General features: G+C 26.1%; 15 protein-coding genes. All 15 read left to right on the top strand.

Features of this window, described 5'->3' with window-relative positions:
- Positions 1 to 242: 242 nt before the first annotated feature.
- The 15 genes from topA to pfdA all read left to right on the top strand — a co-directional run bounded on the left by topA (position 243) and on the right by pfdA (position 13,198).
- Entirely contained in the window at positions 243 to 2,423 is a 2,181-nt protein-coding gene (gene topA, locus BGI41_RS02770; protein WP_088538720.1) for a DNA topoisomerase I, read from the top strand.
- A 372-nt stretch (positions 2,424 to 2,795) separates the two neighbouring features.
- Positions 2,796 to 3,458 carry a zinc ribbon domain-containing protein gene (locus BGI41_RS02765; RefSeq protein WP_158211961.1) on the top strand — a complete coding sequence of 221 codons (663 nt, stop codon included), beginning with the start codon at positions 2,796 to 2,798 and terminating at the stop codon, positions 3,456 to 3,458.
- A 409-nt stretch (positions 3,459 to 3,867) separates the two neighbouring features.
- Positions 3,868 to 6,627, top strand: a complete 2,760-nt coding sequence (locus BGI41_RS02760; RefSeq protein WP_088538718.1) for an STT3 domain-containing protein — start codon at positions 3,868 to 3,870, stop codon at positions 6,625 to 6,627.
- A gap of 404 nt (positions 6,628 to 7,031) precedes the next feature.
- Complete coding sequence (locus BGI41_RS02755) at positions 7,032 to 8,129, top strand: GTP-binding protein (RefSeq protein WP_088538717.1); 1,098 nt, start codon at positions 7,032 to 7,034, stop codon at positions 8,127 to 8,129.
- 44 nt (positions 8,130 to 8,173) lie between these two features.
- A complete protein-coding gene (locus tag BGI41_RS02750; RefSeq protein WP_088538716.1) occupies positions 8,174 to 8,755 on the top strand; it encodes an adenylate kinase family protein in 582 nt (193 codons plus the stop codon).
- 320 nt (positions 8,756 to 9,075) lie between these two features.
- The gene (locus tag BGI41_RS02745; RefSeq protein WP_088538715.1) at positions 9,076 to 9,471 is read left to right on the top strand and encodes a ribonuclease P protein component 4; all 396 of its coding nucleotides are present in this window, start codon (positions 9,076 to 9,078) and stop codon (positions 9,469 to 9,471) included.
- Positions 9,440 to 9,673: a YhbY family RNA-binding protein gene (locus tag BGI41_RS02740; protein ID WP_088538714.1), complete on the top strand. Its 234-nt coding sequence runs from the start codon at positions 9,440 to 9,442 to the stop codon at positions 9,671 to 9,673. The genes BGI41_RS02745 and BGI41_RS02740 overlap by 32 nt, the downstream gene beginning before the upstream one ends.
- A gap of 130 nt (positions 9,674 to 9,803) precedes the next feature.
- The gene (locus tag BGI41_RS02735; RefSeq protein ID WP_088538713.1) at positions 9,804 to 10,244 is read left to right on the top strand and encodes a 30S ribosomal protein S19e; all 441 of its coding nucleotides are present in this window, start codon (positions 9,804 to 9,806) and stop codon (positions 10,242 to 10,244) included.
- Between the two features lie 35 nt (positions 10,245 to 10,279).
- Positions 10,280 to 10,636, top strand: coding sequence for a DNA-binding protein (locus BGI41_RS02730; RefSeq protein ID WP_042707686.1), 357 nt, complete (start codon positions 10,280 to 10,282; stop codon positions 10,634 to 10,636).
- Between the two features lie 10 nt (positions 10,637 to 10,646).
- Entirely contained in the window at positions 10,647 to 11,240 is a 594-nt protein-coding gene (locus BGI41_RS02725) for an asparagine synthase-related protein (RefSeq protein WP_088538712.1), read from the top strand.
- A gap of 87 nt (positions 11,241 to 11,327) precedes the next feature.
- Complete coding sequence (locus BGI41_RS02720) at positions 11,328 to 11,483, top strand: 50S ribosomal protein L39e (RefSeq protein WP_042707688.1); 156 nt, start codon at positions 11,328 to 11,330, stop codon at positions 11,481 to 11,483.
- Positions 11,484 to 11,494: 11 nt separating this feature from the next.
- Entirely contained in the window at positions 11,495 to 11,761 is a 267-nt protein-coding gene (locus tag BGI41_RS02715; protein WP_088538711.1) for a 50S ribosomal protein L31e, read from the top strand.
- Between the two features lie 62 nt (positions 11,762 to 11,823).
- The gene (locus BGI41_RS02710; protein WP_088538710.1) at positions 11,824 to 12,498 is read left to right on the top strand and encodes a translation initiation factor IF-6; all 675 of its coding nucleotides are present in this window, start codon (positions 11,824 to 11,826) and stop codon (positions 12,496 to 12,498) included.
- Positions 12,499 to 12,521: 23 nt separating this feature from the next.
- Positions 12,522 to 12,746: a 50S ribosomal protein L18Ae gene (gene rpl18a, locus BGI41_RS02705; protein WP_042707691.1), complete on the top strand. Its 225-nt coding sequence runs from the start codon at positions 12,522 to 12,524 to the stop codon at positions 12,744 to 12,746.
- A gap of 17 nt (positions 12,747 to 12,763) precedes the next feature.
- Positions 12,764 to 13,198: a prefoldin subunit alpha gene (pfdA, locus tag BGI41_RS02700; protein ID WP_088538709.1), complete on the top strand. Its 435-nt coding sequence runs from the start codon at positions 12,764 to 12,766 to the stop codon at positions 13,196 to 13,198.
- Positions 13,199 to 13,363: the final 165 nt, after the last annotated feature.

Below are 13,363 nucleotides of genomic sequence, written 5' to 3'. Positions count from 1 at the left end.
ATTCTTTACAAAATATTTTGTAAATTTTTATATAAATGAAAAACTTTATATAATTTCAAATATTATTATTAAGATAAATTAATGAATAAATTTAGATTTAATATTTCTTTCTAAATTTAGTATTTTTTTATGATTATGGTTTATATTTTATTTGGGGGATTTAATTAAGTTAATATTTATTTTTAGTTTAATTTTAATTATAATCCTTCTTTAAATTTATATTATGTAAATAATGTGATAAAATGAACGAATTAATAATATGTGAGAAGCCAAAAGCAGCTGAAAAAATTGCAAATGCTATATCTCCTAATGCTAAAAAACATAAATATAATAAAAAAGCTAATTATTGGGAAATTGATGAAGGAGATAAACATATAACTGTTGTATCTGCTGTTGGTCATTTATATTCATTAACTCCTAAAAATTCAAGAGATAATTTGTATTTTGATTTAGAGTGGGCTCCTTTGTACGAAATAGATAAAACTAAAAAGTATACTCGTGATTATGTAAATCTTATCAAAAAATTTTCTAAAAATGTTGATAGTTATATACATGCATGCGATTTTGATATTGAAGGTACTTTAATTGGATATAATGCATTAAAATATGCTTGTGGTAAAAAAGATTTAAAAAATGTTTCTCGTATGAAATTTTCCACATTAACTAAAACAGATATTTTAGATGCATATAATAATAGAATAGATCTTGATGTTCCTCAAGCAGAAAGTGGTATTGCAAGACATATTCTTGATTTTTACTTTGGTGTAAATATATCTAAAACATTAATGCAGGCAGTTAGAAAATCTAAACACAGATATTTAAAATTATCTGCAGGACGTGTTCAAACTCCAACATTATCTATATTAGTAGATAGAGAAAAACAGATTAAAAAATTTGTACCAGAACCATATTGGTTAATTAAAGCAGTTATTAATGATGAAATAGTTGCAGATCATGTTGAAGGTAAAATCTTTGATAAAAAAAGAGCAGAAAATATTTATAAGAATTGTAAAGGTTCTGATGCTACTGTTAAAAGTGTTAAAATTAATAAAACCATTAGAAAACCACCAGTACCTTTTAATTTAGGAGGATTACAATCTGCTGCATATTCTGCATTTGGTTTTTCACCTAAAAAAACACAAACAATTGCTCAAAATTTATATACTGGAGGATACACTTCTTATCCACGTACTTCTTCACAAAAATTACCTAAATCCTTAAATTATAAGAATATTTTAATTCATCTTTCTGCTAATCCAGAATTTAAAAAACATATTGTAGATTTACCTAAAGAATTAAAACCAAGGGAAGGTAAAAAGAAAGATGCAGCTCACCCAGCTATACATCCAACTGGAGTAATTCCAGAAAAATTAGATAAAGATGAAAGAAAAGTTTATGAACTTATTGTTTATAGATTTATAAGTGTTTTTTCTGAAGATTCAGAACTTGAAACAATGAAAGTTAATCTTAATATTGCAAAAGAAGAATTTGAATTTAAAAGAAAACGTGTATCTAAAATGGGATGGTTAGCTCATTATCCATTTAAAAAAGTTGAAGCAGATAGTTTCCCAGATCTTAAAAAAGGAGATCTTGTAAGAATTAAGGATATTACTTCTGAAGAAAAAGAGACTAAACCTCCTGCAAGATATAATGAAGCTTCTCTTATTAAAGAATTAGAAAAAAGAGAGCTTGGAACTAAAGCAACTAGAGCAGATATTATTGCAAAACTTTATGATAGAAAATATATATCTGGTAAAAAAATTGAAGTTAATCAATTAGGGGAAAATATGATTGATACACTTCAAGAGTATTGTAAAGATATTATTAGTGAAGAATTAACTCGTAATTTTGAAAAAGATCTTGAAAAAATTCAAGAAAACAAAAGAACTAAAGAAGAAGTAGTAGATAATGCTCATAAAGAAGTTGTTGAGATTATTAAGGATATTCATAAAAATGAGGATGAGATTGGTTCAAAACTTTATTCTGCATATATGAAAAGTCAAATTGTAGGTAAATGTGCATGTGGTGGAGATTTAATTAAAAGATATTCTCCTAAAACTAAAGCTCATTTTGTTGGATGTTCTAATTATCCTGATTGTAAAGTTATTTATAATTTACCTAAAGGAGCTAATTTCCTTAAACAAAAATGTCCTAAATGTGGACTTCCTATAATTTCATTTGGAAAACCACGTCAACATGCTTGTCTTGATCCTAATTGTGGTAAAGAAAATGTTAAAAAACAAAAACCATTAGAAATTGTTGGAAAATGTCCTGATTGTGGTAAGGATTTAGTAAAACGAAATGGAAGATATGGTGAATTTATTGGTTGTAGAGGATTTCCTAAATGTAGATTCACATGTTCTGTTGATGATTTAGAAAAAATTTTAAATAAATCTACAGAATCAGATAAAGCAAAAAATTAATTTAATTTTTTTGTTTTATTTATTTACTTGATTTTTTTAGTTTTTTGTTAAGTTTTAGGTTTTATTACTTGATTTTTAATTTTTTAGTTAAATTTCAGGTTTTATTAAATTTATAAAATTAATTTTATTTTTTTTTTTTATTAATTTAATTATGAAACTATAAACATTTTTTATTTTAATTTAAATTTTATATTCTATTTTTTCTTAATTTAATTTATTATATTTTTATTTTATAAATTTCTAATTTTATTCTATTGTTTTAAAATTTAAGCTGTTTATATCCTTATTTTTATTTATATTAAAATTTATATATTTCTTTAAATATATAAAATATTAATTATATTATTAAAATTTATTTTTTGAGGGTTGAATGTGGTAAAATGTCCTAATTGTGGTAAAGAAATTACTAATGGGAAATTTTGTGGTAATTGTGGAACCCCTATTCCTGAAGCAAGTATTAATTCTATTAATGATAATTTATCAAATAATGAGAATAATTCTGAATTTTGTGGTAATTGTGGTGCTAAACTTAAACCAGGTGCAAAATTTTGTCCATCATGTGGTTCTCCAGTAGTTGGTTCTTTAAATCAAGATTTATCAAATACTAATTCTTTTGATAATATAAATTATTCTTTTGGAGATACTGATTCTAATATAAATAATAATTTGAATAATGGGTTTGATATTAATAATTCTAAATTTGATGTTAATAATACTACTAATCCTAATTTAAATAAATTTGATACTACTAATAATGTTCATAGTGGATTTGATACTAATACTCCAAATGTTTCTAATAAAAGTTTAACTCTTGCATTAATATTGTCTTTTTTTATTCCTGGTACAGGGTTTATGTATTTAGGAAAATTTAAAAAAGGATTTGTTATTTTAATTATATGTGCATTATTTTCAGTTACAATATTTAATCCATTAGGTGCTTTTATCTGGTTTATTTGTTATGCTTATAATTTATATGGTGTTTATAAATATTATAATGAAAATTTCACATATTTTTGTTTTATAAGCTGTTTATAAATATTATAATGAATTTTTAAATAATTTTACTTATAGATTATAAATTTTTTATTATATTTTTAAATTATAACTTTTTAATAATATCCTATTTTTTTTATATAATGTTTATTTTGATTTTATTTTTTTAACTTAAAATTTTACATATTAAATTTTTTTCTATTTATTATTAATAATACAAATATTTAAAAACTTTAAAACTAATATTATTAGTGAATAGTATTTAAATTTCAATTGATATTCTTACTAAAATAATTAAATTATTTTTTATTAACTTAATTTTTCTTATAAAGTTTCTAACTTTATTATTGATTTAGTTTATTATATGAATTTAAATTCTATTTATGTTTTAAATTATGTATATATCATTTTTAACAATGATTTTTTAAAAGAAAGTTAATCAGAGGATTTTATGAATAATAAGACAAAGACTATAATTAAGTCTGTAGTAATCATCCTCATACTCCTTGCTGTAGTTTTTGCATTAAGAGCACCTGCAGCTGATTTAAATGGTATACCTTCTGAAATGAAAGGGGAGTATGTTGACTCTTCTGGTCTTCCTTACTTTAGTGAGATGGATTCTTATTATAACTTAAGGATGACTCAGGATTATATTGATCATGGTTACTATGGAGATACTATGGTGAATAATAGTCAATGGGATAATCATAGGTATTCTCCTAATGGTATGAATACTACATATACTCCAGGAATTGGGGTTACTACTTCTATATTGTATGATTTATTCAATGTATTTGGTCATCACGATGTGAAAGAAGTGGCATTCTGGGCTGGAGCAATTATTGCATGTTTAGCTGTTATTCCTGCATATATTTTTGTGAGAAGAATTACTAATGATTATGGAGCAATTGCTGCATCATTACTTATTGCATTATCTCCAAATTATTTCTCACATACATTCCCAGGATTTTTCGATACAGATATGTTTATTTTCATATTCCCACTATTTATTGTTCTGTTCTTTGTTGAGTGTATTAAGACAGATAATAATAAGTTAAAAGCATTGTATGCTATTCTTTCAGTAGTATGTATTGCTTTATTTGCTAAATGTTGGGATGGTTACATATTTTACCTTGGTATGTTAGCTATATTTGTAATTGTTTACTTAATTGCTAATCTTTATTTCTCATTACGTAATTCTGATGATAAAATTACTTTATCTGATAGAATTAAAAGTTTTTTCACTCAAAAAGAAGTATTGTCCGTTATTGGCCTTGTAGTGTTACTATTTGTAGCATTATTAATTGTTGATGGTGCTGGGGTTCTTGGAATCTTCAATAATATTATGGGTGGATTTGCACTTCAAGCTACTGGATCTGCTAGTGGATTCCCTAATGTAATGATATCTGTTGCAGAGCTTCAAGTTCCTGCTTTAACTGCTGGTGGAGTTACTGGTGTATTCTTAGCAAATACTGGTGCTGTTATAAATGGTATTGGTGGAATTGTATGTTTTTTTGCTGCATTAGTTGTACTTTACACATACATTTCTAGATTTATGAAATTAAGGAAAACAGGTGTTAAAAGAACATCTTCTGGTAAATTACCTAAAGCATTAAGAGAATCAACTTCTATTAAATCTGAGAAAAAAAGATTTTCATTCTCACTTAAAGATATTGCTGACTTTGGTTCAAATGATGAAATTATTAAATCAAGAAGAGAGAATTTACTTTACTTAACTTTATTTATTGTATGGGTAATCTCTGCATGTGCTGCTGTAACTCAAGGTACTAGGTTTATTACTTTATTAATTTTACCATTTGGTTTACTTACTGGTATATTTGTTGGATATGCTGCTGACTATATTAAATCTAAAAGAATTGATGATAAAAGACTTGTTGCTATTATTATTATTGCAGCAATCCTTGCAGGTTATCCAATTGCAGCACAAATAAATAGGCCAGCAGGTATTATATTTATTGTTGTTGTTGCAATTATTGCATCAGTATTATATGATACTAAAAAGCCACTTGTCTATAAAGATATTCCATATAAAAAATATCTTGCAATATTCTGTATATTCTTAGCAATTGTATCACCAACAGTAGCTTGTGCTTACCAAACATCTAATTCAGTTGTTCCTGGTACTAGTGATGCAATGTGGAATGCAATGGATTGGGTTAAATCAAATGAACCAAACAATACTGTAATGGCATCTTGGTGGGATTTCGGTTACTTATTTGAAATTGCTTCTGACAGACAAGCAATGTTTGATGGTGGTATGCAAGGTACAGAAGGTAGGGCCTACTGGATGGGAGAAGCGATGACGACAGATAATTTAGATTTATCTGCTGGTATCTTTAGAATGCTTGGAACATCTGGTTATGATCCAACTAATGAAGTATTGAGTAAGTATACTCATAATAATAATGGTACTTCTGTTGAAATACTTAATAAAATATTACCACAATCTAAATCAGATGCTAAAAACACATTAACTGGTCAATATCATGTATCTTCTACTGATGCAGATAAAATATTATCATACACTCACCCAGATAATCCAAGACCAGTAATATTTGTTGCAAGTTCAGATATGTTACAAAAAGCAGGTTGGTGGACATATTTCGGTAATTGGAAATTTGATAACAGTACTCCAGATAGTTACACATATTATCCATCTACTAATGAGACTAAAATTATGCCAGGTCAAACTGGTGAAGTTTCAGTACTTAATGATAATGGATTAAATATTACTGCAGTTATTTCAAGAGGTAAAGAAAATAATACCACTACTGCTCATGTTGAAACTAAATTCACTAATAACAATACTACTGCAAATATAAATGGTTCAGATTATAACCCATTAATGGCTAGTAAATTATTTGTTGTTGAAGATAACTATCTTGTTAAAAACGAATCTATTAAAGGATGTGAAGAAGGTAATTATACTTTATATGTACTCGGATACAATAATACTTATTCCGCAGTTGTATTTAATAATGAATTAACTAATTCAATGTTTACTAGATTATATCTCTTTGGAGGTAATGGACAAGATATATTTACTCAAGTTCATATGGAAAATGGAGTATCCTTGTGGAGAGTAAACTTTAATAACACTGTTGCTGGTGGAGGTAGTGGTTCAAATACTGCTGCTATAAATCTAACATCTGGCGGCTCTAGTTCTGAGTCAAATATGTCAAGAAGTTAAGGTTTTCTAAATCTTAACTTTTTATTTTATTTTTTTAGCTATTTTTCTTCTTGTTTTTTATCTATTTTTTGTTGTTTTTTTGGTTTTCATATTTTTTTAGCTATTTTTTTCTTAAGTAAAATTATTTAATTTTAATATTTTTTTCTTGAATTTTTTTATAAAATTAGATTAATTATTTTTTTTATAAAATAATTTATATAATAAAAATTTTAAAAATTATAGTTTAATATATAAGTTTTATATATTCAGAAATAGAAAATATTATTATTATATTTATTATGGTGAATTATTTTTTTATTTAGGATTTAATTCTTTTTACTTATTTTAAATCCATATATTTTTTAAAAAAAAGTAATTTGCTTATTATTTTATTTAATTATAATTATTATTTTTACGGTGTAGTTATGAGTGGTATTGAGGAAAAAATTAAAGCTATTGAGGATGAAATTCATAATACTCAGTATAACAAAGCTACTTCTCACCATATAGGTAAATTAAAAGCTAAAATTGCAAGACTTAAAGAAGAGGAAATCAAAAGAAGTAGTTCTGGAAATAAAGGTCAAGGATTTTATGTTAAAAAATCTGGAGATGCTACTGCTGTACTTGTTGGTTTTCCATCTGTAGGTAAATCTACTTTGCTTAATGAATTAACTAATGCAGAAAGTAAAGTTGGGGCTTATCAATTTACAACTTTAGATATTATTCCAGGAATTATGGAGTATAATAATGCTCAAATTCAAATTTTTGATGTTCCAGGAATTATTACAGGTGCATCTGGAGGTAAAGGTAGAGGTAAAGAAATTTTATCTGTTGCAAGAGATGCTGATTTAATTATTGTTGTACTTGATGTATTAAATCCACAACATTTAAAAATTATTTTACATGAACTTCATGATATTGGTGTAAGACCAAATCAACATAAACCTGATGTAAAGGTTAAAAAAACAGGTAGGGGTGGAGTTAAAGTATCTTCTACTATTCCTTTAACTAAACTTGATGAACCTACAATAAGATCCATTTTAAATGAGTATAATATTCATAATGCTAGTGTTTTATTTAGAGAAGATATTGATATGGATCAATTTATTGATGTTTTAGATGGAAATAAATCTTATGTTCCAATGATAATTCTCATGAATAAAACAGATTTAGTTGATGAAAATTATTTAAATCAATTAAGAGAAACAATGCCTGAGTTTATACCAATTTCTGCAGATAAAAAAATGAATATGGAATATCTTAAAGAGACTATCTTTAATGAATTAGGTCTTATTAGAGTTTATCTTAAACCTCAAGGAAGACATGCTGATATGAATGATCCATTGATTATTAAAAAAGGAACTACAGTAATTGAAGCATGTGGTAAATTACATAGGGAATTTGTTAGAAACTTTAGGCATGCTAAAGTTTGGGGAACTTCTGTTAAATTCCCTGGTCAAAAAGTAGGACCTGACCATGTACTTGAAGATGAAGATATTTTAAGAGTTATTCTTAAGAAATAATTCTTAAATATTTTTTATTATAAAATCAAATTTAATGTGATTTTATGAGTTGTTTAACAATTTTTATTAGTGGAACTCCATGTACTGGTAAAACAACTGTTTCTCAAGCATTATATAATAAGTTAAATCTTGAAAATTATGTAAAACTTATTCATGTTAATGATTTAGTTGATTATGATAATAATCTTGTTTTAGGTTTCGATAATAAAAAAGATTATAAAGAAATAGATCTTGATTTACTTGATAAAAATTTTAATAAAGAAAGAGATTTATTTTTAAATGAGAAAACAAGTAAATCTAAAATTCTTATATTTGAAGGACATTTAACACATTTTTGTTCTAATCCAAGTAAAGTAATTATTTTAAGAGTTCATCCAAATGTCTTAAAAGATAGATTGAGTAAAAGAAATTATAAAGATTCTAAAATTTATGAAAATCTTGAATCAGAAGCTTTAGATGTTTGTGGTGCAGAGTCATATGAATATCATCCAGATAATACATATGAAATTGATGTTACAAATCTAAGTATTGATGAAATAGTTGATAAACTAATTGATATTATTAATGGTGGAGAAGCTTCTCCAGTTGGTTCTATTAATTTTATGGATTGGATTTTAAATCATTAATAATTTATTAGCTATTTATTTTTTTTATTCTAAAATTTTTTATTTAATTTTTTCAAAAATTCTTTTTCTAAAAATATACTATATAAGGTAACATTTATATTAATAAAAAACATATATTAAATTGGAATTTTTTAATGAATAATATTTCTTCTATTTAGTAAAGTTTTTTATATATAAAAAACATACTGATTTTAATATATTCTTTTTGTATTATGATAATAATATCTTTTAGAATTTTATTTATTTTTTATATATTTATTATATTATTCCAGAAAGTTCATATTCTACAAGAATTTATATATCATATCAAGAGGGATATAGTGAGTAGAGGAAACAGGCCTAAGTGGATTCTAGATATAGCTAATGAAAGAATTAATATTCTATTTAACTTAGCTGAAGAGGAATTTTTCTCTCATCAAGAAAGATCTAATCGCTATGTTGAGTTAGCATTGAAGATTTCTACTAAATATAATATTAAAATTCCTGAAAAATGGAATAGAAGATATTGTAAAAAATGTCATAAGTTCCTTTATCCTGGTCAAAACTGTTCCGTCCGGCTAATTAACAGTAAAGTTAATATTAAATGTGAAGAGTGTGGCCATATTATTAAAATTCCTTATTTAAAGGAGAAAAAATCTAAAAGGAGAGCTAAAATTGACTCATACATTAACAAAAAAAGAAATAATGAATCAAGCTTCTTCAGCTTTAACAATTAATATTGGTAAATCTGGTGTTAATGATAATGTTATTGAAGAGATTAAACGCCAATTAAAATCAAATGAAATTGTTAGGCTTAAATTTGCTAAATCTATAGCAAAAAATAAAGATGATTATATAAGCAACATTGTTAGTAAGACAAAATCTAATTTAATAGATGTTAGAGGTCATGTTGCAATTATTTACAAGAAAAAGTCTTAATACTCATTTTGAGTTACAAACTTATCATTGGCTTTTTTATGCTGAATTTAAGTTTAATTTGAGGATCATATTAAGAATTTATCTATTAAAATATTGTATTTAAAAATATTGAAATATATGGAGAATTAATATGAGTACTGTATATGATGTACCTGCAGATGTTTTAATTAGTCATCTTGCAGAAGAATTTAAAAATAACAATGATAAAATACAATCACCAGCATGGACTAATCTCGTAAAAACTGGTGTTCACAAAGAAAGGAAACCAACAAATGCTGACTGGTGGTATGTTAGATGTGCTGCTATTTTAAGAAAAGTATATATAACTGGTCCTGTAGGTGTTAGAAGTTTAAGGAATATGTACGGTGGTAAAAAAGACCGTGGAGTATCTCCAGAAGCTTTTAGACCAGGTAGTGGTTCTATCGTTAGAGGAGCTCTTCATCAATTAGAAGATGCAGGTTTCGTTGAAAAAGTTGACGGTGGAAGGGTTGTAACTCCTGAAGGTCAATCTTTCTTAGATAAAACCTCAACTGAATTAATTAAAGATATCCCAGGACTTGAAAAATATTAAATTTATTTTATTAAAAAAGATATGGAGATTTGTATATGAGTGAATTAGATGATATTCGTCGTAAAAAATTAGAGCAATTACAAAAACAACAAGCTATGGCTGCAAATCAACAAGTTCAACAGCAACAACAACAAATGCAGCAAGCTCAACAACAACAAGAATTACAAGCTCAACTTAATCAAGCGATGAAACAGATTATGACTCCTGAAGCTCGAAGCAGATTAGCCAATCTTAAATTAACTAAACCTGATTTAGTTCAAAGAATTGAAATTCAATTAATCCAATCTGCTCAAGCTGGAAGTTTAAGAGGAAAAATTACTGATGAACAATTAAAAGTTCTTTTAAAACAATTATCTGGTCAAAAAAGAGAAATTCACATAACTAGGAAATAGAGTAATTTTTATGAAAGCTTGTGTGTTATATAGTGGTGGAAAAGATAGTTCTCTCATGGCCGTAATTCTTAAAAGATTAGGCTTTGATGTAGAAGTATGTACTGCAAATTTTGGAGTCTATGATTCATTTATTCCTGCGCAGAAATCTGCTAAAGCTCTTGGTATTAAACATCGTGTTTTAAATCTTGACAAAGAGATTTTAAATAAAGGTGTTGAAATGATTATGGAAGATGGATTTCCTAATGATGGAATTAAATATATCCATAAACAAGTTGTTGAAGCAGCTGCTTCAGAGTATCCAGTCGTTGCTGATGGAACTCGTAGGGATGATAAAACTCCTAAACTTAATCGTGATCAAATTCAAAGTTTAGAAGATAGAAAAAATGTTCAATACATTAATTTAGACAGTTTTGGATATAAAACTATTAAATTATTAGTTTCTTCTCTTTTTGAAGTTAAAAAAGAAAGAAGTAATAAAGATAACAGTTCTGATTTTGAAGTAGAAATTAGAATTTTAATAGATGAACTTGGAGGAAATTCAAGTGAAATCTTTCCAGAACACTATCAAACTAATGTAGTTGGATATAAAAATGATAAAGTATAGGATTTTATTTGAAACTTTAGATATAAAATTTAAGGGTTTTATCCATATCCCTTAGTAATAAATAATAATTATATATATGGTGAGAAAATGAGTAGAAATAAACCATTAGCTAAAAAATTAAGAATGGCTAAAGCAAACAAACAAAACAGAAGAATTCCTATTTGGGCTTATGCTAAAACTAATCGTAAATTACAATACAGACCTAAGCCTAGACATTGGAGAAGAAATAATCTTAAATTATAGTGGTGTTTAATATGGCAGAAGATTTAGAAAGAGTTTATACTATACCTCTTCGTAACGTTAAAAACGTTAAAAGGACAATTAGGGCTCCTAGGGCTATTAGAGAAGTTAGAAACTTTTTAATGAAACATATGAAAGTTGAAGATGTAGTTATCGATTCTTCTATTAATGAAAAAATTTGGGAAAGAGGAATTCAAAAAATCCCTTCTAAAGTTAAAGTTAAAGCTACACTTGTAGAAGAAGACGATGAAAGATATGTTGAAGCAGTTCTTGCTGAATAGATATCTAAATTAAATCTTTATTTTTATTATTTTTCATTATCTATTTGATAAGGTAAAATAAAATGTTAAAAAGAATTAATCTTACAGGAAATCCAAATTTAGGTGTATATATAACTGTAACAAATGATGTAGCAATTGTACCTCCTAATTTATTAGATTCTAAACTTGAAATATTAGAAGAAGCTTTAGATGTTAATGTAATTAAATGTTCAATTGCAGGTTCTAACTTAGCTGGAGCTTTAATGGTTGGAAATTCTAATGGTTTTGTAGTTTCCCCTCAAATATATGATAGGGAATTAGCTAAATTAAAAGAAGAAGGTATTGAAAATATTGTTCCATTACCAGATAAATGTACAGCTGTAGGTAATATTCTTGCTGCAAATGATAATGGTGCTATTATTAGTCCTGAAGTTTCTGATAAAGCAGTTAGTGTTGCTGAAGATGCTTTAGGTGTTGATATTGTTAAAGCACAAATTGCAGGTTATGATATTGTAGGATCTTCTTTAGCTGTTACAAACAAAGGATTTCTTATACATAAAGATTCATCTCCAGAAGATATTAACTTAGCCCAAGATGTATTTGGTGTAGAAGGTAATATAGGTACTGTAAACAGAGGAATTGCTCTTGTTGGAGCATGTTCTATATCTAATTCTAATGGAGTTATTGTTGGTGAAGATACCACTGGTCCAGAAATGGCTAGAATAGAAGAATCTTTAGGATTTTTAGATTCATTCTAATTATATCAAAATGAGGGATTATAATGCAAACTAAAATTTACAGAGTTAAAGGTAAATTCGTTATGGGTTCAGATGTCCAAGTATTTACTAAGGAACTTAAATCATTTAATGAAGAACAAATTTATGAAAAAATTTACTCCTTATTTGGAAGTAAACATGGAATTAATAGAAATCAAATTTCAATTGATGAAATAAAAGAAATCAGTGCTGATGAAGTAATTGATCCAATAGTTAAAAGTCTTATATAAACTTAAAGGTGTTATATATGGATGATCAGCAAAAATTACAACAAATGATTAGTCAACTTAATGCTTATAAAAATCAAGCTGAAGCTTTACAAAATCAAGTACAAGCTCTTCAAACTTCTATGGCAGAGCTTGATGTTTTGAAAAAAACAATTGAAGATTTACAAGGTAAAGACTCAGTTGAATCATTAGTTCCTGTTGGTGCAGGAGCTTTTATGAAAGCTGAAATTAAAGATACATCAAATGTTGTTATGAGTATTGGTTCAGGTATTGCTGTAAAACAAAACGTTGAAGAAGCTAAAAAAACTGTCGATTCTCAAAAAGAAGAATTAAAAGATAGTTTAGATAAAACTTTGAAAAGTTTACAAGAAGTTACTGATGTTATTGCACAACTTTCACCAGCAGCTGAAAAACTTATGGCAAATCTTCAAGCTGATGGTCAAGTATCTAATTAGATATTTTTCTTTTATTTTTTTCTATTTTTTTCATTTTTTTAGTTTAATTTTATCTATTTTTTGTATTATTTTTTTTATTATAGTGTTTTTTTCTGTTTTTAGTGTTTTTTTTATTTTTATTTATGGTTTTTAATTTTTGTTAAAATATTTTATATTATTAAATTT

Origin of the sequence: Methanobrevibacter sp. 87.7, assembly GCF_002208625.1 — an archaeon.
GTDB lineage: Archaea > Methanobacteriota > Methanobacteria > Methanobacteriales > Methanobacteriaceae > Methanarmilla.
The sequence above is the reverse complement of the archived record's forward strand: the minus strand, read 5'-3'. Positions and strand labels throughout refer to the sequence as shown.

Excerpts from the sequence above, each read along its gene's own strand:
- topA (WP_088538720.1), top strand. The coding sequence starts at position 243 with ATGAACGAATTAATAATATGTGAGAAGCCAAAAGCAGCTGAAAAAATT.
- BGI41_RS02760 (WP_088538718.1), top strand. The coding sequence starts at position 3,868 with ATGAATAATAAGACAAAGACTATAATTAAGTCTGTAGTAATCATCCTC.
- BGI41_RS02755 (WP_088538717.1), top strand. The coding sequence starts at position 7,032 with ATGAGTGGTATTGAGGAAAAAATTAAAGCTATTGAGGATGAAATTCAT.
- BGI41_RS02750 (WP_088538716.1), top strand. The coding sequence starts at position 8,174 with ATGAGTTGTTTAACAATTTTTATTAGTGGAACTCCATGTACTGGTAAA.
- BGI41_RS02740 (WP_088538714.1), top strand. The coding sequence starts at position 9,440 with ATGAATCAAGCTTCTTCAGCTTTAACAATTAATATTGGTAAATCTGGT.
- BGI41_RS02735 (WP_088538713.1), top strand. The coding sequence starts at position 9,804 with ATGAGTACTGTATATGATGTACCTGCAGATGTTTTAATTAGTCATCTT.
- BGI41_RS02730 (WP_042707686.1), top strand. The coding sequence starts at position 10,280 with ATGAGTGAATTAGATGATATTCGTCGTAAAAAATTAGAGCAATTACAA.
- BGI41_RS02725 (WP_088538712.1), top strand. The coding sequence starts at position 10,647 with ATGAAAGCTTGTGTGTTATATAGTGGTGGAAAAGATAGTTCTCTCATG.
- BGI41_RS02720 (WP_042707688.1), top strand. The coding sequence starts at position 11,328 with ATGAGTAGAAATAAACCATTAGCTAAAAAATTAAGAATGGCTAAAGCA.
- BGI41_RS02715 (WP_088538711.1), top strand. The coding sequence starts at position 11,495 with ATGGCAGAAGATTTAGAAAGAGTTTATACTATACCTCTTCGTAACGTT.
- BGI41_RS02710 (WP_088538710.1), top strand. The coding sequence starts at position 11,824 with ATGTTAAAAAGAATTAATCTTACAGGAAATCCAAATTTAGGTGTATAT.
- rpl18a (WP_042707691.1), top strand. The coding sequence starts at position 12,522 with ATGCAAACTAAAATTTACAGAGTTAAAGGTAAATTCGTTATGGGTTCA.
- pfdA (WP_088538709.1), top strand. The coding sequence starts at position 12,764 with ATGGATGATCAGCAAAAATTACAACAAATGATTAGTCAACTTAATGCT.